Here is a 19,860-nt window from a genome sequence, read left to right as displayed (position 1 = left end):
GTTTTTTGTTGGGGTCTTAACTGACTTCAATATCACTTTATTTATGTTTTAGAGCGTATAAAAATGCCACATTCTAAATTCTTACTACAACCTTTATGGGTTGCGATGTTTGCTGTCTCTCATTCGGGTCTAGTTTTTGCTGATTCAGAAAAAAATAATACCGATACAAATTCACTTCACTCATTGGCACCCATTGTTGTTACAGCACAGCAAGGCAATGATGCAAATGGCTTGATCGTACATGCAGATCCAAAGCAGCCCATTCAGCCAGTACCTGCTACAGATGGGGCAGACTATCTACAAAGTATTATGGGGTTTAACTCAATACAAAGCGGTGGAACAAATGGTGATGTGACATTCCGAGGCATGTTTGGTTCACGCATCAAAATTCTAACGGATGGTACAGAGAACTTAGGTGCCTGCCCAAACCGTATGGATGCTCCGACCTCTTATATTTCACCAGAAAGTTATGATCGTATTTCTGTCATTAAAGGTCCGCAAACTGTTCAATATGCCAATACAGGTTCTGCTGCCACAGTCCTTTTTGAACGTCAGCCTGAGAAACTTACCTCTGAAAAACCTTATCGTGGGCAAGCGAGTGTCTTGCTAGGTTCATATGGACGTATTGACCATAATGTTGAGGCGGCAATTGGCGATGAAAAGAAATATATTCGTTTAAATGCCAACCGTTCAGAGTCTAATAGTTATCAAGATGGTGACGGCAATACCGTGCCTTCAGCATGGAAAAAGTGGAATGCTGATGTAGCACTTGGCTTTACTCCAGATGAAGACACTTGGATTGAGCTCACGGGGGGGAAATCTGATGGTGAATCGCTTTATGCTGGACGTTCAATGGACGGATCTCAGTTTGCGCGTGAAAGCTTAGGTCTGCGGTTCGAAAAGAAAAATATCACTGATGTCATTAAGAAAATTGAAGGGCAGGTGAACTATAGTTATAACGATCATATTATGGATAACTTTAGCTTACGTACTCCGCCATTAGTTGAAATGAATCATGGTGGTATGACCATGTTGATGCCAAATGCGATGGCAATGCAAGTAACGCGCCGTACATTAAACTCACGTTTGGCCATGACATCTGAATGGAATAAGTGGAGTTTAATTACAGGTATAGATTCTCAATTCAATAAACATGGCGGTAGCATGTCATCGCCAACAATGCCTTCTATGAATGTTCCATATCGTCAAGATATGCGTTTTCAATCATACGGTGCTTTTGGTGAACTTGGTTATCAATGGAACGATCTTAACAAATTGGTTACAGGTGTTCGTTTAGATCGAGTCACAGTTGAAGATGAACGTGCCGACTCTCAGGCAAAAGGCTTTAATACTAAACTTGAAAAGACTTTACCAAGTGCATTTGTACGCTGGGAAAATCAACATCCTGAGCATGATCTAAAAAGCTATATCGGTTTAGGTTATGTAGAGCGTATGCCTGATTATTGGGAGCTTTTCTCGCCTAAACACGGTAATGCTGGCTCAACCAATACGTTTAACGGTGTGAATCCTGAGAAAACATTACAGTTAGATCTAGGCTTTCAGCAGCAATATGGTGATTTAAATACATGGGTTTCTGCTTATGCAGGCTTAGTAGATGACTACATTTTAATGAATTATCACCATCACCCAAGTATGGGAATGGATGGGCATGATATGAGCCATGATATTACTGCAGGTGCCAAAAATGTCGATGCAACCATTGCTGGTGCAGAAGCGGGTATTGGATATCAATTTACCGATCATATTCAGGCAGATTTGAGTGCGATGTATGCATGGGGTAAAAACACCACAGATGACAAACCACTACCTCAAATTTCACCTTTAGAAGGCCGCTTAAATATTCGCTATGTAGCTGACAAATATAATTTAGGTCTATTGTGGCGAGCTGTTGCTGAGCAAAACCGCGTGAGTCTACATCAAGGTAACATCGTGGGGTATGACCTAAAACCAAGTAAAGGTTTTTCAACTCTTTCTCTAAACGGAAGCTACAACCTTCGTAAAGATATTGATGTCTCTGTTGGTGTCGATAACGTATTAGATAAAACCTATACCGAACACTTAAATAAAGCGGGTAGTGCAGGTTTTGGATTTGCGAGTGAAGAGCAATTCAACAATATCGGAAGAAATTACTGGGTTCGTATGAGCATGAAGTTTTAATAAGCCGTAGCGAATGAATTGAAAATATTAATTGAATGAGAGAAATGAAATGACAAATAAATTATCGCCTGAACAATCGTGGTGGGGATGGAAGTCACTTATTGTGGCCTGTATCTTGAGTCTATTATTTATGATTATTTTTTACTTGGCGATCAACAATGAGCCTGACTACATGCCAAGTCAAAAAAATAAGCAAATGATGGAGATACCTGAGCAAATGAATCACGCTGAAATGCATAGTTCATCATCTCAATAAGCGCCTTAATATTTGAAAAAGGAAGTCTGCTTAACGGGCTTCCTTTTTTATTTTAGGTTTTAAAAATTATTGATGCATACTTGCTAAGGTTTTTGCCTTACCTTGATTCTGATAAAGCCTTAAGCCAAGCTTTTGTATATTGCGGCCTGATTTGGATAAAAAAATTTCAACTTTTGGTGAAAGCTTTGCACCACTATAAAGTAATGAATTACGCACAATTAGATAATAAGCAAACCATGAGGCAGATTGCTGAGGCAATCCGAGTAGTTTCATTCTTTTCTTACCAATAAAAAATTGGGTAAGTTCTAAATGTTGTCGGTAAGCAAGCTTCTGCTGCAAAGAGCGTAAATGTAGATATTTTCTCTCAAAAGGCTCTTTAGATAAGCTTGATCCTAATTCAATACTACTGTGATCGGAGCGAGGGTGAGCAAACTGCATCCAGTACAATAATCGCCAACCTTCAGATTCAGACTGAATAAGCCATTTTTCATCAATACCCATCAACCAGCCAACATAACGCCAAAAATGTAAAAAACTCTTAGCTTCTTGTTTCGTTGGCCATACACCTAAAGCTCTAATCCCGAGTAAAACTACACTGCTAAAAGCCAAATTAGTCATTGCTAAATCAAATTGATTAAGTGGAATTCCCCAAACTTCGCTATCCCAGCGATCAGACTTTTTCAATTGTTGGCGAACAAGAGCATGAATAAACCGAACGTAAATCGTTGACGTGAAACCTGAGCTTAAACGAGAAAGTCCCTGAGGTTCAGTAATATCAACCCACCATTTTGTAGTCTCTGCTAAACGAGTACCCGCTTGTTTCTTCAATGCACCCGTTAAAATTAGAGGCTGATTAAATCCCGGATATAAGTATCCTGCCATTAAAGATAAATCTCTAAGGATAAAACCGTTATTTACTCCTAAACGGTGAGTAAATTTAACAGCCTCATCAATTTGGCGCTGGTCTAACCATTTAGGCTTTTGTTCAATATAATTAAAGAAATTTTCTAACTCAGTAGGTATTGGCTCAGATAGGTTATCGCGGCCTTGAAATAATATCTTCTCAAAAATCATGCGATGATCTTTGGGATTTTGCATAACCCAATCAATCACCTTATCCATTTCAACGTCCCCTTCACAAAGAGCACGTTGTAAAGACACATATTCCGTATAGTTTGGTTGAGCTGGTTTTTCGCAACAGACATTTAAAAACTGCGTAAAAAAATTACTGTCTTGCATGTCATTAAAAGAAGCAAGTCGAGTTGGAATAATCGTTTGCATATCATTACTTACTTATTGAACTGAATAATAAATAGGCTAATATGAATAATTATTCGCATTCAATTCGCATTTAAAGAATAAAAAACTGATGAGAAAATCCCCACAGCAACAGCGTTCAAAAATTATTGTTGACCATATTTTAGAGGCGACACAACACTGTATTGCCCAATATGGGTTACTACATACTACGACTCCTAAAATTGCAGAGAAATCTGGAGTAAGTGTAGGTTCGATTTACCAATACTTTGAGAATAAAGATCAAATCATAGAAGAACTATTACGCCGTAAAAGCGAACTATTAGGACATCAACTTAAAGAGCTGGTTATGCAGCAAGGAAATATTCCTTTAGACCTGCTCATCCCCTTGGCAATAGAGCTAGGGTTTAATGCATTAAAAGCCGATCATGGATTTTTTATAGAAGTACTGAAACATTGGCATAACTATAGCCATTCGCAAGCTGCTCAGATTTTAGAAAAGCATTTTTTTGAAGTCGGGCTATATACATTTAGTAGAAATCCTCATCAGTGGGACTTCGAACAGGTGAAGCATAAATCCTTTGTAATTATTAATAGTACGCTTTTTACGATGATGCGATATGTGAGTCAGAACAATTTTCTTATATCAGAACAACAACTTAAGCGCGAATTGTCGAGCATGATACTGGCTTATTTAGGTCAAAAATAAATAATTAAAATAATTATTAATATAAAACAATAACTTAAATTGGTTGTTGATTTAAAAGTGAACGCTCAAGTCATAAGTTTCTAATTTTCGCTTGCCAAGGGATAATAATGCTCTATAATGCACATCCATCGGCGGTGATGCAGATAGGAACTTGTTAAAAAACAGTTACTTGGAATTGAGTTGATTACTTTGAGTAGTGAATTTGATGAGAAGTTGGTTTTGAGAATAAGTTTTAAAAATATCGAAATTACCTGTTGACTTTTAAGAGATTAAGAGTAACATAGCCGACCTAGCTTGCTGGTGACGAACCAGGAAGAAGATCATTAAGAGATTATGAAGAACAACTTGTGTGGATTTTTACTGATTGATTGATCGAAATATTATCATTGATTGATTGGTTTAAATTACTCGAAGTTTATTTGAGCGAAATTTAAGTCAGAAAATTGATGAGCCAGAATTGGCACCTTGTCTTTAATAAGGTGCAAAATGATTTTTAACTGAAGAGTTTGATCATGGCTCAGATTGAACGCTGGCGGCAGGCTTAACACATGCAAGTCGAGCGGAGTGATGGTGCTTGCACTATCACTTAGCGGCGGACGGGTGAGTAATGCTTAGGAATCTGCCTATTAGTGGGGGACAACATTTCGAAAGGAATGCTAATACCGCATACGTCCTACGGGAGAAAGCAGGGGATCTTCGGACCTTGCGCTAATAGATGAGCCTAAGTCGGATTAGCTAGTTGGTGGGGTAAAGGCCTACCAAGGCGACGATCTGTAGCGGGTCTGAGAGGATGATCCGCCACACTGGGACTGAGACACGGCCCAGACTCCTACGGGAGGCAGCAGTGGGGAATATTGGACAATGGGCGCAAGCCTGATCCAGCCATGCCGCGTGTGTGAAGAAGGCCTTATGGTTGTAAAGCACTTTAAGCGAGGAGGAGGCTACTGAAGTTAATACCTTCAGATAGTGGACGTTACTCGCAGAATAAGCACCGGCTAACTCTGTGCCAGCAGCCGCGGTAATACAGAGGGTGCAAGCGTTAATCGGATTTACTGGGCGTAAAGCGCGCGTAGGCGGCTAATTAAGTCAAATGTGAAATCCCCGAGCTTAACTTGGGAATTGCATTCGATACTGGTTAGCTAGAGTGTGGGAGAGGATGGTAGAATTCCAGGTGTAGCGGTGAAATGCGTAGAGATCTGGAGGAATACCGATGGCGAAGGCAGCCATCTGGCCTAACACTGACGCTGAGGTGCGAAAGCATGGGGAGCAAACAGGATTAGATACCCTGGTAGTCCATGCCGTAAACGATGTCTACTAGCCGTTGGGGCCTTTGAGGCTTTAGTGGCGCAGCTAACGCGATAAGTAGACCGCCTGGGGAGTACGGTCGCAAGACTAAAACTCAAATGAATTGACGGGGGCCCGCACAAGCGGTGGAGCATGTGGTTTAATTCGATGCAACGCGAAGAACCTTACCTGGCCTTGACATAGTAAGAACTTTCCAGAGATGGATTGGTGCCTTCGGGAACTTACATACAGGTGCTGCATGGCTGTCGTCAGCTCGTGTCGTGAGATGTTGGGTTAAGTCCCGCAACGAGCGCAACCCTTTTCCTTATTTGCCAGCGAGTAATGTCGGGAACTTTAAGGATACTGCCAGTGACAAACTGGAGGAAGGCGGGGACGACGTCAAGTCATCATGGCCCTTACGGCCAGGGCTACACACGTGCTACAATGGTCGGTACAAAGGGTTGCTACCTAGCGATAGGATGCTAATCTCAAAAAGCCGATCGTAGTCCGGATTGGAGTCTGCAACTCGACTCCATGAAGTCGGAATCGCTAGTAATCGCGGATCAGAATGCCGCGGTGAATACGTTCCCGGGCCTTGTACACACCGCCCGTCACACCATGGGAGTTTGTTGCACCAGAAGTAGGTAGTCTAACCGCAAGGAGGACGCTTACCACGGTGTGGCCGATGACTGGGGTGAAGTCGTAACAAGGTAGCCGTAGGGGAACCTGCGGCTGGATCACCTCCTTAACGAAAGATTGACGATTAGTAAGAATCCACAACAAGTTGTTCTTCATAGATGTATCTGAGGGTCTGTAGCTCAGTTGGTTAGAGCACACGCTTGATAAGCGTGGGGTCACAAGTTCAAGTCTTGTCAGACCCACCATGACTTTGACTGGTTGAAGTTATAGAAAAGAAGATACAGAACTGATGATGTAAGCTGGGGACTTAGCTTAGTTGGTAGAGCGCCTGCTTTGCACGCAGGAGGTCAGGAGTTCGACTCTCCTAGTCTCCACCAGAACTTAAGAGAAGTTCAGATTACAGAAATTAGTAAATAGGGATTAGATCTTAGTTTATTAACTTCTGTGATTTAAGTATCACGGTATTAAGCATGACCTGACGAAGGCATGTTTATTCATTAACAGATTGGCAAAATTGAGTCTGAAATAAATTGTTCACTCAAGAGTTTAGATTAAGCAATTGATCTAAATGAATTGAGAACTAGCAAATTAACTGAATCAAGCGTTTTGGTATATGAATTAGATTGAAGCTGTACAGTGTTTAAATACACAGTACTTCAAACTGTAAGAGATTGATGAGAAATCATTGATCATGTCTTATTACTCCTTGTAGGTAATAACGACTGTTTGGGGTTGTATAGTCAAGTAATTAAGTGCATGTGGTGGATGCCTTGGCAGTCAGAGGCGATGAAAGACGTAATAGCCTGCGATAAGCTCCGGGGAGGCGGCAAATATCCTGTGATCCGGAGATTTCTGAATGGGGGAACCCACCTACTTTAAGGTAGGTATTGCAACATGAATACATAGTGTTGCAAGGCGAACGAGGGGAAGTGAAACATCTCAGTACCCTTAGGAAAAGAAATCAATTGAGATTCCCTTAGTAGCGGCGAGCGAACGGGGATCAGCCCATTAAGTTATGTGTGTTTTAGTGGAACGCTCTGGGAAGTGCGAACGTAGAGGGTGATATTCCCGTACACGAAAGGGCACACATAATGATGACGAGTAGGGCGAGGCACGTGAAACCTTGTCTGAATATGGGGGGACCATCCTCCAAGGCTAAATACTCCTGACTGACCGATAGTGAACCAGTACCGTGAGGGAAAGGCGAAAAGAACCCCTGTGAGGGGAGTGAAATAGATCCTGAAACCGCATGCATACAAGCAGTGGGAGCCGACTTGTTCGGTGACTGCGTACCTTTTGTATAATGGGTCAGCGACTTATATTCAGTAGCGAGGTTAACCGTATAGGGGAGCCGTAGAGAAATCGAGTCTTAATAGGGCGTTTAGTTGCTGGGTATAGACCCGAAACCAGGCGATCTATCCATGAGCAGGTTGAAGGTTGGGTAACACTAACTGGAGGACCGAACCCACTGTCGTTGAAAAGCCAGGGGATGACTTGTGGATAGGGGTGAAAGGCTAATCAAGCCTGGTGATAGCTGGTTCTCCCCGAAAGCTATTTAGGTAGCGCCTCGGACGAATACCATAGGGGGTAGAGCACTGTTTCGGCTAGGGGGTCATCCCGACTTACCAAACCGATGCAAACTCCGAATACCTATGAGTACTATCCGGGAGACAGACTGCGGGTGCTAACGTCCGTAGTCAAGAGGAAAACAATCCAGACCGCCAGCTAAGGCCCCAAAATCATAGTTAAGTGGGAAACGATGTGGGAAGGCATAGACAGCTAGGAGGTTGGCTTAGAAGCAGCCACCCTTTAAAGAAAGCGTAATAGCTCACTAGTCGAGTCGGCCTGCGCGGAAGATGTAACGGGGCTAAAACTATGTGCCGAAGCTGCGGATTTGACTTTTAAGTCAAGTGGTAGGGGAGCGTTCTGTAAGCCGATGAAGGTGTATTGAGAAGTATGCTGGAGGTATCAGAAGTGCGAATGCTGACGTGAGTAACGACAAAACGGGTGAAAAACCCGTTCGCCGAAAGACCAAGGGTTCCAGTCCAACGTTAATCGGGGCTGGGTGAGTCGACCCCTAAGGCGAGGCCGAAAGGCGTAGTCGATGGGAAATTGGTTAATATTCCAATACTTCTGTGTAATGCGATGAGAGGACGGAGAAGGTTAAGTCAGCCTGGCGTTGGTTGTCCAGGTGAAAGGAAGTAGGCATGCATCTTAGGCAAATCCGGGGTGCTCTATGCTGAGATCTGATAGCAAGCTGTACTTGTACAGCGAAGTGGCTGATACCATGCTTCCAGGAAAAGTCTCTAAGCTTCAGTTACACAGGAATCGTACCCTAAACCGACACAGGTGGTCAGGTCGAGTAGACCAAGGCGCTTGAGAGAACTCTGCTGAAGGAACTAGGCAAAATGGTACCGTAACTTCGGGAGAAGGTACGCTGTTGTTGGTGATGGAACTTGCTTCCTGAGCTGATGACAGCCACAGAAACCAGGCCGCTGCAACTGTTTATTAAAAACATAGCACTCTGCAAACACGAAAGTGGACGTATAGGGTGTGATGCCTGCCCGGTGCTGGAAGGTTAATTGATGGGGTTAGCGTAAGCGAAGCTCTTGATCGAAGCCCCAGTAAACGGCGGCCGTAACTATAACGGTCCTAAGGTAGCGAAATTCCTTGTCGGGTAAGTTCCGACCTGCACGAATGGCATAATGATGGCGGCGCTGTCTCCAGCAGAGGCTCAGTGAAATCGAAATCGCTGTGAAGATGCAGTGTACCCGCGGCTAGACGGAAAGACCCCGTGAACCTTTACTGCAGCTTGACATTGAACTTTGACCTTACTTGTGTAGGATAGGTGGGAGGCTTTGAAGTTGGAACGCTAGTTCCAATGGAGCCGTCCTTGAAATACCACCCTGGTAATGTTGAGGTTCTAACTCTGCCCCGTAATCCGGGGCGAGGACCATGTCTGGTGGGTAGTTTGACTGGGGCGGTCTCCTCCTAAAGAGTAACGGAGGAGTACGAAGGTGCGCTCAGCGTGGTCGGAAATCACGCGTAGAGTATAAAGGCAAAAGCGCGCTTAACTGCGAGACCCACAAGTCGAGCAGGTACGAAAGTAGGTCTTAGTGATCCGGTGGTTCTGTATGGAAGGGCCATCGCTCAACGGATAAAAGGTACTCTGGGGATAACAGGCTGATACCGCCCAAGAGTTCATATCGACGGCGGTGTTTGGCACCTCGATGTCGGCTCATCTCATCCTGGGGCTGAAGCAGGTCCCAAGGGTATGGCTGTTCGCCATTTAAAGAGGTACGCGAGCTGGGTTTAGAACGTCGTGAGACAGTTCGGTCCCTATCTACCGTGGGCGCTGGAAATTTGAGAGGATCTGCTCCTAGTACGAGAGGACCAGAGTGGACGAACCTCTGGTGTACCGGTTGTGACGCCAGTCGCATCGCCGGGTAGCTATGTTCGGAAGGGATAACCGCTGAAAGCATCTAAGCGGGAAGCCTACCTCAAGATAAGATTTCCCTAGGACTTTATGTCCTCTAAAGAGCCGTTCGAGACTAGGACGTTGATAGGTTGGATGTGGAAGCATAGTGATATGTGAAGCTGACCAATACTAATTGCTCGTGAGGCTTGACTATACAACACCCAAGCAGTTGTATATATAGCATCAATCGATTCATTAATGTACAAATCAACTTGATTTAGTTATACGCTTAGCTAAAATGAACAAAATATCAAGACTCAATCAGCCCATCTGTAAAGATTTGGAAAACGCATCGGCATATTAAGACCAATGCTAGTATCCATACCAGTTGTGCTGGCGACCATAGCAAGAGTGAACCACCTGATCCCTTCCCGAACTCAGAAGTGAAACCTCTTAGCGCTGATGGTAGTGTGGGGTTTCCCATGTGAGAGTAAGTCATCGCCAGCTCATTATTCTAAACACCCCCAACCTAAGTTGGGGGTGTTTTTTTATGCAAAAATAAAATGGTGAAGAGGTTTTAACTAAAAAACTTCATATTATTTCGTTCTTTGCTTATGATTTAAACAATTAAAATAGAGTTCCTGCATATGCAGTTTAAAATCATTGCGGCCCAAGACCTAAATAAACAACAGCGACAACAGATTGCTGAGCTGTGTTTTGCTGCTTTTAATGAAGATCCTTGGAGTCAATATGCCTTCATGCAAAATGCTGTTCATCTAGTAGGCATATTGGATGATAATATTGTGTCACATGCTTTATGGGCAGATCGAATGTTCACTTTAAAAGATGGTATTACTGTAAAAACTGCTTATATAGAGTATGTGACTACTGATTTCAATATGCGTGGGAAAGGTCTCGCATCTAAATTATTAAGATATTTAACAGATGTTTTAACTGATTTAGGTTATGAACTCGCGGCATTACAGCCTGAAGATGAGACATTCTATAAAAAATTAGATTGGATTTCGTGGTGGGGAGATTTATACATCAAGCATGAAACTTCTACTCATCTGACCGATGATTATGAAATTATGTTATTTCCGTTGAGCACTAAGCTGAAGGAGCGACTAACTCATAAGTTAGAAGATGATACTATTTGTGCCGATTGGAGAGAGGGTGAACTTTGGTAATTCTAATTACATAAAATATTGAACAAACATTAGCTTTAATGTTCAATAAGAAGATTAGAGTAGTCTTAATAATGTAAGATATAGATAGGAAAATAAACTTATTTAATCTAATAATTTGATTTTTAAAATAATTTTTAATTTTTTGTTTCTTCAAAAGAAATCTATGACAAGGTACATTGTTCATTTGAGAATTCAGGAATTACTTAGCTTTTCTACTTTTCTGTTCACTCTAGAAGCTTATAATGATTCAGAATAATTCCAAATCTAATAAGGATATAACATGTCTACTGATCAGCAATTTCCAACACCCAATAATTTAGGAATAGCAGTTTATCCAAATAATGCAGAAGCTATTGGTAATACTCCTTTAGTTCGCATTAATCGTTTGATTAAAACTGGTGCAACCGTATTAGCAAAAGTGGAAAGCCGTAACCCTGCATTCTCTGTGAAATGTCGTATTGGAGCGGCACTAATTGCAGATGCAGAAAAGCGCGGTGTGTTAAAAGAAGGCATGCATATTATTGAACCAACTAGTGGTAACACGGGGATTGCATTAGCTTTTGTTGCAGCTGCCAAGGGTTATCCAATTACTTTAACTATGCCTGCAAGTATGAGTCTTGAACGTAGAAAAGTATTAAAAGCACTCGGTGCCAATTTGGTTTTAACTGAACCTGCGAAAGGGATGAAAGGTGCAGTTGATGAAGCTATACGATTAGCGGCTGAACAGCCAGAAGTTTATTTCTTACCTCAGCAATTTGAAAATCCAGCCAATCCACAAATCCATGTAGATACAACTGGTCCTGAAATTTGGCAAGCAACTGGTGGACAAGTGGATATTTTGGTTGCGGGTGTAGGTACTGGCGGCACAATTACTGGTATTTCTCGTTATTTCGAACAAGTTCAAAATAAACCTTTGTATTCTGTAGCCGTTGAACCTGCTGAGTCTCCAATTATTACTCAAACTAGAAATGGAGAGAACATTACACCTGCACCACATAAAATTCAGGGAATTGGTGCGAACTTTATTCCAAAGAATCTTGACTTAGATCTTGTTGATGAAGTCTTACCAGTGACTAGCGAAGAAGCAATTCAGTGGGCAAGAAACTGTGCAACCCAAGAAGGTATTTTAGTGGGTATTTCAAGTGGAGCAGCTTTGGCTGCGGCGGCTAAAATTGCAGAACGCCCTGAAAATGCTGGTAAAACGATTGTTGTTATTCTTCCAGACAGTGGCGAGCGTTATTTATCTTCTGTTCTGTTTGACGGTTTATTTGACGAATAAAATTAACCGCATAAAAAAGCCCATCTATTGATGGGCTTTTATTTAAGCTTATTTATAAAGCACTTTTTAAAGCTTTTTGATGACGTTTAACAGACCGAGCATATTTTTTAGCTTTGTGCCGTGTCCAGAAGCTTCGCTCATATCCAGTTGGGCCAACATTATAATAAGCCGTAGCCTTAAACCAACTATCCGCTGATTGATAATAATGATTTAAGATATAAGCACCACATTGAATATTTGTAGATTCATCATACAGATTACCAGCACAAGTTTGTTGCCAATAGCTGGGAATAATTTGAGTTAAACCTACTGCACCCGTAGGTGAGAGAGCATTAGTATTGTAACTCGATTCTTGTCTTATGACAGCGGCTAGTAAAAGAGGCGGCACATTATATTGGTCAGCACTTTGAATAATAAGTGGAGATAACCGATTCGCTGTGCTTTGTGGAACAGAATAGGCTTTTTGTAGACCTGATGAGAGCTTATTTGAACGCCATGAAAATGAACCACTATTCGGGCCTAAGCTGGTACATCCCGTCATTATTGTCATTAAAGCAATTACGAAAAATTTGAGACTCAAAATGTTTATTTGAGTCGGTTTAAAATAATTGTTAGATAAAGATGAGGTAAGCAAAATAGAAAACCGATAATCAAATTTCAAATGAAATCATGGTATTCAGCCATACTCATCGGATCAATATAAGTTCTGTTGCTCAGCATAAGCAAATAGTGAGAATTTTGTATAATTAAAATGAAAAAACCCCGACATCCTGTCGAGGTTTTTTCGTATTCAGCTTATGTAGCTAACTCCTGTCAACTACCGCTTCCTGCGTTCTTATTCTTCTTCAATGAGACATCCTGTCTCTCTATGTTTCATATATTATGAAAAAATACTAAAGTTGAATATCCGCAAATCGCTGCAAGTTTTGTACGTTTTAACTTACAGATCAACTTACTTAAATACGATGTCGACTAGTTTCTGGGCTATAGGGGCACAAATCAATACACTTGGAAAAGCTAATATCCATGCAATAATCCAAGCGGATACCCACAATGAAAGGAAATGATGATTTAGTCCCACTACTTTAAAAGTTGAAATACCTGAAATTATAAAAGACATCATTCCAGATAAAATTAAGAGGAATAAAAGTTTCTGTGCTTTCATGGATTTACATTCTTTGATAAGCATTTAAGGCCAATGCAAAATTTTCTCCAAATTGTTGAGCAGTTTTAATATCTCCTTCATCAAACTTATCGGCATTACTGCCATGTTCAGCCTGAGCCATTAAGCCGGACCATGAACCGAGACGGTTGGCTGCTTGAGTATAAGGAATACCTTGGTGTTGCTCAGGCATAATCGGGTTTCCAACCCATAACATGCCGTGTTGCATGCAAAAGGTAAAAAGTGAAATTAGTGTCGATTGTTTATCACCTGCGGGAAGGGAAGATACGGTAAAGCCAGCCGCTAGCTTTCCTTTAAATTTCTGTTTTTTCCATAATGGGCCTGTTGCATCCATGAGTTGTTTTAATTTGGAAGATACACCACCTAAATACGTAGGAGATCCCCAAATTAAGCCGTCATATTGAATTAGGGTTTCTGGGTTTTCGACAAGATCTTCGGCATTGAGTAAATCTACTTCAATATTTCCTTGGTTCAAGATGCCAGTTTGAATGTGCTGAGCAATAAATTGGGTGTGACCTTGGCGACTATAGTAAATAATGGCAACGGTTTTCATGGGCAGTTTCCTCTTTATTTAAATTTGAAATAGTTTTGCAGTGAGATATAAGCCACAACCAAAAACACTATGGTTTAGCAAACTTTTTAGACAGTTCAAAAAAGGATGAGGTGTTTTTGATGAAGCAAAGCCACTACCCATCGCAGGTTGCATAATAAAAAAAGGAATGAGAACGGTGACTACACCAAACAGTAGTGCTGAGTAAAACCGAGGATGGGCGAGCCAAGTTGACCCAACAATGAAAATAAAACTGAATGCGAAGATAATGCCGACACTATAGTGAGCAACCCAACCTAATAAATATTCACCCTTAATTTGAGGGATTTTGGCAATAGATTGATGGATGAGTTTCCCTTGAAATATCCAGCCGACCCAGCGTCCGAGAAAGGAAAAATTTAAGGTCGGAATTTTGAATATCTTTAATACTAACAGCCAGATATCCATAATAATTGTTGCACCAACACCAAGGCATAAAGCTTGAAAGAACAATGTGGAGAGATTCATTTTGAAACCTTGCTTTTATACGTCTGAAACGTGATAAATTTATTGTGCAAGTTCAAGTTCACTTGAAGTCAAGAGGTTGTTATGGATATTGGTGAAGTCGCTAAAAAGGCAAAAGTTACAACTGCAACGCTACGTTTTTATGAAGAGAAAGGATTAATTAAATCGATAGGGCGGCAAGGTTTGCGTCGACAGTATGGTAAGCACGTAATTGATCAATTGGCACTCATTGCTTTAGGTCGTGCCGCAGGTTTTTCTTTAAATGAAATCGCCACAATGTTTGGACAAGATGGTAAACCAGAGCTTGATCGGCAAAAATTAAAAGATAAAGCTGAACAATTAGAGCAAATGGCAAAGCGATTACATTTTATTAGTCAAGGATTAGAACACGCTGCTGTATGTCCTGCTGAAAACCATATGGAATGCCCAACCTTCCAGAACTTTTTAAAAGCAGCAATTGCTGGAGAATATCAGCCAACGAAACTTTAATTCGTTTTGATGAAGTTATTTAGTTTGTGTTTGTATTGAACAGTTGGGTTTGTCATATTTTCGCCATAAAGATTTCATCATTTTGAAGTAAAAACTTCATATAAGCTTGATTAAATTTGCTTAATTTTTTACCGATTGTATAAAACCATGAGCAAAAAAACATTAGTGGCATTATTATGCTGTGCCAGTTTAGGATTGACGGCATGTAATGATGATAACGATCAAGAACAAACCTCACCTACTGAAAAAGTTACCGAACCGACCTTAATTTCTTTTGCCAAGTTACCTGTAGAAACCTATGCTGCTGGTCCAGACTCTGGCGCATATGTGAAAGGTGCAAATGGAATTTATCCTCCATTTAAGGGTCAACCTGTACAAGGCTTTTCTGCTGCATTAAAAAATGAAGATGGCAGTTATATGGCAATGGCCGATAACGGTTTTGGGACTCAAGATAATTCAGCAGATTTTTTACTTCGTATTTATAAACTAAAGCCTGATTTCAAAACTAAAGCTAAAGGCACGGGTCAAGTGACTGTACAAAGCTTTATCCAGCTGCGTGATCCGAACAAATTAATTCCATTTAATATCGTGAATGGTGATACAGCAGATCGATTATTAACGGGTGCTGATTTCGATCCAGAATCTATGCAACGTACTAATGATGGGACTTACTGGATTGGCGATGAATTTGGGCCTTATTTACTTCATTTTTCAGCAGATGGCGTGTTACTAGATGCACCAATTGCTCTGCCAAATCCATTAAACCCGACTCAAGAGTTACGTTCACCACAAAATCAGTTTAATAAAGCGAAAATTAATTTTGTAGAGCCTCTAGTTCAGCAAAGTGGTGGTTTTGAAGGAATGGCGATTTCGCCAGATGGGCAGTATCTTTACCCTCTTATAGAAAAGCCTATTAAATCAATTCGAGAAACAGAAAGACAGTTGCTGATTTCTCAATTTGACCTGAAGAAAAAAGCGTATACAGGAAAATATTATTGGTTCCAATTAGATAGCAAGGCAACCAATATTGGTGATTTCCAACTCTTTAATGATAAAGAAGGCATTATTATTGAGCGTGATGCGACCCAGAATAATTTAGGCGGATATAAAAAATTAATTCGTATTAAATTAAATGAGTCAGGCCAACTAGTAAGCCGTGAAGATTTAGTCGATTTAATTAAAATTGCTAACCCGAATTTGTTGTATCGCACAGCAAGAGCAGGAGATATTGGGACAGAACAGGTTTTTGCTTTCCCATTTGAAACCATTGAAGATGTGATTATTGAAAATGGCACAACGCTTACCGTTTTCAATGATAATAATTTCCCTGGATCTACAGGTCGTAATGCAAAATTAGCTGATGATAATGAGATTATTCAAATTCGTTTGCCAAAAGCTTTGTTCTAAGGCCTATAAGTAAAAATTAAAAATGCGACGAATTTTATTCCGTCGCATTTATTCGAAGAATAAAATATTGAGTAAAGTTTAATCAAATTAATTTCTATATTGTTGTTTTCGCATGTTTTATAAACAGGGAAAATGAATGAAATTCATGTTAAAATGATCGGCTTTCATCTTTAGATGTCTCTCCTCCCTCTGCTAGCCGAGATTCGCAAGCCATGTCTACTGCCTACACCATGCAGACTGCGCCCAAAGCGCTGTTTGATTACGACAAATATTGGGCGTCGTGTTTTGAACCCGCACCATTTTTGCCGATGTCACGAGAAGAAATGGATCTACTTGGTTGGGATGCGTGTGACTTTATTTTAGTCTGTGGCGATGCTTATATTGATCATCCATCGTTTGTATCTGGCGTGATTGGGCGTGTGCTTGAAGCACAAGGTTTCCGTGTCGGAATTATTGCGCAGCCAGACTGGACCAATGTTGAAAGCTTTCGCGTTTTAGGTAAGCCAACGATTGCTTGGGGTGTGACCGCAGGTAATATGGATTCGATGATTAACCGTTATACGGCAGATCGTAAAATCCGTTCTGATGATGCTTATTCTCCAAACAATGAGCCGAATAAACGTCCTGACCGTGCTGCGACTGTATATTGCCAACGTTGTCGTGAAGCATTCCCAGATGTACCAGTGTTATTAGGTGGTATTGAAGGTAGTTTACGTCGTATTGCCCACTACGATTATTGGTCAGATAAAGTCCGTCGTTCGATTTTGATGGATTCAAAAGCCGATTTGCTGATGTATGGTAATGGTGAGCGTGCCATTATTGATGTGATGCATCGTTTGGCTAAAGGTGAAAAAATCCACGAAATTACAGATGTTCGTGGTACAGCATTTATTATTAATAAACATAACAAAGCATCAAAAGCAAAGTTTGTTGAAGTTGCGAGTAATGATGTAGATACGATTGGGCGTGTTGACCCAATTATTAACCCATATGTCATGACTGAAGATATTGATGGCTGTGAGGTTGAAAAAGAAAAAGGTAACTCATTAGCTCAATATCAAGATTTCCAGAAAGAGTTTGTTGCGAACCCGATTGTGCGTGAAGGCGACAAATTAGATGATGACACTCAAATCGTTCAATTAAAGCCGGCACCGTCAAAAGCAATTAAACACAAGTTGCCTCCACGCGAGTTGGCGGTCATTCGTTTACCTTCTTTTGAAGAAGTGTCAAATGATCACGTGCTTTACGCGCATGCAAACCGTATTTTGCACCTTGAAACTAATCCGGGTAATGCACGTGCTTTGGTTCAACGCCATGGTGAACGAGATGTCTGGATCAATCCACCTCCAATTCCTCTAACCACTGAGGAAATGGATTATGTGTTTGATCTTCCATATGCACGTTTGCCACATCCTACTTATGGCGATGCTCGTTTCCCTGCATTTGATATGATCAAGTTCTCGGTCAACATTATGCGTGGCTGTTTTGGCGGTTGTACTTTCTGTTCGATTACAGAACATGAAGGTCGTATTATTCAAAACCGTTCGGAAGATTCGATCTTACGTGAGATTGAAAAAATCCGTGATACGGCACCAAACTTTACCGGCATTATTTCAGACTTAGGTGGTCCAACAGCAAACATGTACCGTTTGCATTGTAAAGACCCTGAAATTGAAAAGAATTGCCGTAAACCTTCTTGTGTATATCCGGGCGTTTGTCAGAACCTGCATACCGATCATGCACCTTTAGTACAGCTTTATCGTAAAGCACGTGCGATTAAAGGTGTGAAGAAGATTCTGATTGGTTCAGGTTTGCGTTATGACCTTGCCGTACTGAACCCTGAATATGTGAAAGAGTTGGTACAACATCACGTTGGTGGTTATTTAAAAATTGCGCCAGAACATACTGAAAATGGCCCTTTATCTAAGATGATGAAGCCGGGTATTGGTACGTATGATCGCTTTAAGCAAATGTTTGACCGCTTTAGTAAAGAAGCAGGAAAAGAGCAATACCTAATTCCTTACTTTATTGCAGCACATCCGGGTACTTCAGATTATGACATGATGCACCTTGCAATTTGGTTGAAAAAGAATGGTTTCCGTGCCGATCAGGTGCAGACGTTCTATCCATCGCCAATGGCAACCGCAACAACTATGTATTATTCGGGCAAAAACCCGCTTGCTAAAGTAGCTCGCTATACTGAAAAAGTTGATATTGTAAAAGGTGACAAGCGTCGTCGTTTGCATAAAGCATTCTTACGTTACCATGATCCAAACAACTGGCCATTACTTCGTGAGGCTTTAAAAGAAATGGGCCGTGCCGATTTAATTGGTAATTCAAAGCAGCATTTGATTCCGACCTATCAGCCACAAGGTACTGCGGAAGGTGAATATAAGTCAGCACGTAAGAAGAACTCGTCTGTAGCGGGAGATTCCGCAAAACGTGGTCAAGGGCAATCTCACTCGGCAGCAGGGCAAAAACGTCCACAAAAAGGACAGGTTCTAACCCAACATACAGGTTTGCCTCCTCGTGAAACAGGTGAGAAAAGACCATTTGGCGGTAAAAGTAAACCGAAAAACAAGGTTCGTGGATAGTGATAAAACAGGCTCTTAAACAGAGCCTGTTTTGTTTTTAATGTGTCTGTTTAAATCGCATAGTGAGATTTTTTCAGATTTAAAGTACAAAAAACGTAACGAAAAATGATAAATAGCAAAAATCGGACGAGCTGCACTTGATTGTTGTTGACTCTATGATTATAAATAATGTGAGGGTGGCTAAATTTAAGCCAAGCTTGATAACTACAAGTGAAATTACTAAGTGAACCTTTTAAAAAACGGCTGTGTCGTTATCAATTAAAACAAAGTGATCTAGCAAAATCATTATAAAAAACCTAAAGGATTGGACCCATGTACTACTTAATTACGATTTTATTATTATTTCTGGCTGTTGTGATGGCAGTGAAAAGTCTTTCGCGAAGGCATCAACATGATAGTGCCTTGAAGCGCCGTGCAGTCTTAACCAGTCATGAGCAAATGACATTAACCAGACTACAAACAGTTCTGCCTAAATTTACCGTGTTGGCACATGTATCATTTGATGCATTATTAACTACAAAATATGCGCATACACGTCGAAAATATCAAAATATGGCGGCTGATTTTGTTGTACTTGATCAAAATTATCAGGTTGTCGTAGTGGTTGTTCTTGGCGAAAATGGTTTACGCCGTGCGCATCAACAATATGAACGTCGTCTATTACAACTCGCTGGCTATCGTGTACTGCATTACAGTGAGGTGCCTGATTATCACGATCTGAGAAGAGACTTGTTGTCTCCAGAAACAGAAATGGCAACTTTACATGCAACGCCGCAACTCGAAAGAATGTCGAATGCTTTTGTGAAGTCTTAAAAATTAGAGACTATAGCCATTGATTGGAGAACTCTTTAAAGAAGATCTAGATAACATGATGATATTAAAAATTTTAAATCCACTAAAAAATTGAGCAATATAATTAGATA

The 19,860-nt window shown here is 40.9% G+C and carries 13 protein-coding genes, 2 tRNA genes, 3 rRNA genes and 1 pseudogene; 14 read left to right on the top strand and 5 right to left on the bottom strand.

Annotated elements, in window-relative coordinates:
- Positions 1 to 63: 63 nt before the first annotated feature.
- Positions 64 to 2,178 carry a TonB-dependent copper receptor gene (locus tag F935_RS14425; protein ID WP_016139561.1) on the top strand — a complete coding sequence of 705 codons (2,115 nt, stop codon included), beginning with the start codon at positions 64 to 66 and terminating at the stop codon, positions 2,176 to 2,178.
- 49 nt (positions 2,179 to 2,227) lie between these two features.
- Positions 2,228 to 2,434, top strand: a complete 207-nt coding sequence (locus F935_RS14420) for a hypothetical protein (protein ID WP_016139560.1) — start codon at positions 2,228 to 2,230, stop codon at positions 2,432 to 2,434.
- 66 nt (positions 2,435 to 2,500) lie between these two features.
- Here F935_RS14420 and F935_RS14415 read toward each other — a convergent pair whose 3' ends face one another.
- Positions 2,501 to 3,715 carry an oxygenase MpaB family protein gene (locus F935_RS14415; protein WP_016139559.1) on the bottom strand — a complete coding sequence of 405 codons (1,215 nt, stop codon included), beginning with the start codon at positions 3,713 to 3,715 and terminating at the stop codon, positions 2,501 to 2,503.
- A gap of 88 nt (positions 3,716 to 3,803) precedes the next feature.
- On the opposite strand from F935_RS14415, the pseudogene F935_RS14410 reads away from it, so the two are divergent.
- The 8 genes and pseudogenes from F935_RS14410 (at position 3,804) to cysK (ending at position 12,210) form a co-directional block, all read left to right on the top strand.
- Positions 3,804 to 4,374, top strand: a pseudogene (locus F935_RS14410) (TetR/AcrR family transcriptional regulator).
- Between the two features lie 520 nt (positions 4,375 to 4,894).
- Positions 4,895 to 6,432, top strand: a 16S ribosomal RNA gene (locus F935_RS14405).
- 59 nt (positions 6,433 to 6,491) lie between these two features.
- Positions 6,492 to 6,568, top strand: a tRNA-Ile gene (locus F935_RS14400).
- A 56-nt stretch (positions 6,569 to 6,624) separates the two neighbouring features.
- Positions 6,625 to 6,700 (top strand) — tRNA-Ala (locus F935_RS14395).
- A gap of 361 nt (positions 6,701 to 7,061) precedes the next feature.
- Positions 7,062 to 9,955, top strand: a 23S ribosomal RNA gene (locus tag F935_RS14390).
- 178 nt (positions 9,956 to 10,133) lie between these two features.
- A 5S ribosomal RNA gene (gene rrf, locus F935_RS14385) occupies positions 10,134 to 10,248 on the top strand.
- Together the 16S, 23S and 5S rRNA genes with 2 tRNA genes alongside form the textbook arrangement of a ribosomal RNA operon.
- 140 nt (positions 10,249 to 10,388) lie before the next feature.
- Positions 10,389 to 10,931, top strand: a complete 543-nt coding sequence (locus tag F935_RS14380) for a GNAT family N-acetyltransferase (protein WP_016139557.1) — start codon at positions 10,389 to 10,391, stop codon at positions 10,929 to 10,931.
- A 280-nt stretch (positions 10,932 to 11,211) separates the two neighbouring features.
- Positions 11,212 to 12,210: a cysteine synthase A gene (gene cysK, locus F935_RS14375; protein WP_016139556.1), complete on the top strand. Its 999-nt coding sequence runs from the start codon at positions 11,212 to 11,214 to the stop codon at positions 12,208 to 12,210.
- A 52-nt stretch (positions 12,211 to 12,262) separates the two neighbouring features.
- On the opposite strand, the gene F935_RS14370 is transcribed toward cysK, so the two are convergent.
- The 4 genes from F935_RS14370 to F935_RS14355 form a co-directional block, all read right to left on the bottom strand.
- Positions 12,263 to 12,871, bottom strand: a complete 609-nt coding sequence (locus F935_RS14370) for a lytic transglycosylase domain-containing protein (RefSeq protein ID WP_080645622.1) — start codon at positions 12,869 to 12,871, stop codon at positions 12,263 to 12,265.
- A 291-nt stretch (positions 12,872 to 13,162) separates the two neighbouring features.
- On the bottom strand, positions 13,163 to 13,375 hold the full coding sequence (locus F935_RS14365; protein WP_035366541.1) for a DUF2798 domain-containing protein: 213 nt from the start codon (positions 13,373 to 13,375) through the stop codon (positions 13,163 to 13,165).
- Positions 13,376 to 13,379: 4 nt separating this feature from the next.
- On the bottom strand, positions 13,380 to 13,946 hold the full coding sequence (locus F935_RS14360) for a flavodoxin family protein (RefSeq protein WP_016139554.1): 567 nt from the start codon (positions 13,944 to 13,946) through the stop codon (positions 13,380 to 13,382).
- A gap of 18 nt (positions 13,947 to 13,964) precedes the next feature.
- Positions 13,965 to 14,450, bottom strand: coding sequence for a DUF2938 domain-containing protein (locus F935_RS14355; RefSeq protein ID WP_016139553.1), 486 nt, complete (start codon positions 14,448 to 14,450; stop codon positions 13,965 to 13,967).
- An 81-nt stretch (positions 14,451 to 14,531) separates the two neighbouring features.
- On the opposite strand from F935_RS14355, the gene F935_RS14350 reads away from it, so the two are divergent.
- The 4 genes from F935_RS14350 (at position 14,532) to F935_RS14335 (ending at position 19,750) form a co-directional block, all read left to right on the top strand.
- On the top strand, positions 14,532 to 14,936 hold the full coding sequence (locus tag F935_RS14350; RefSeq protein ID WP_016139552.1) for a helix-turn-helix domain-containing protein: 405 nt from the start codon (positions 14,532 to 14,534) through the stop codon (positions 14,934 to 14,936).
- A gap of 147 nt (positions 14,937 to 15,083) precedes the next feature.
- The gene (locus F935_RS14345; protein ID WP_016139551.1) at positions 15,084 to 16,343 is read left to right on the top strand and encodes an esterase-like activity of phytase family protein; all 1,260 of its coding nucleotides are present in this window, start codon (positions 15,084 to 15,086) and stop codon (positions 16,341 to 16,343) included.
- A 212-nt stretch (positions 16,344 to 16,555) separates the two neighbouring features.
- Positions 16,556 to 18,937, top strand: coding sequence for a YgiQ family radical SAM protein (locus F935_RS14340; RefSeq protein ID WP_035366314.1), 2,382 nt, complete (start codon positions 16,556 to 16,558; stop codon positions 18,935 to 18,937).
- Between the two features lie 312 nt (positions 18,938 to 19,249).
- Positions 19,250 to 19,750, top strand: coding sequence for a DUF2726 domain-containing protein (locus F935_RS14335; RefSeq protein ID WP_016139549.1), 501 nt, complete (start codon positions 19,250 to 19,252; stop codon positions 19,748 to 19,750).
- The last annotated feature ends 110 nt before the right edge of the window (positions 19,751 to 19,860 follow it).

Origin of the sequence: Acinetobacter calcoaceticus ANC 3811, assembly GCF_000399665.1 — a bacterium.
In the GTDB taxonomy this organism is placed as follows: domain Bacteria; phylum Pseudomonadota; class Gammaproteobacteria; order Pseudomonadales; family Moraxellaceae; genus Acinetobacter; species Acinetobacter calcoaceticus_B.
The sequence above is the reverse complement of the archived record's forward strand: the minus strand, read 5'-3'. Positions and strand labels throughout refer to the sequence as shown.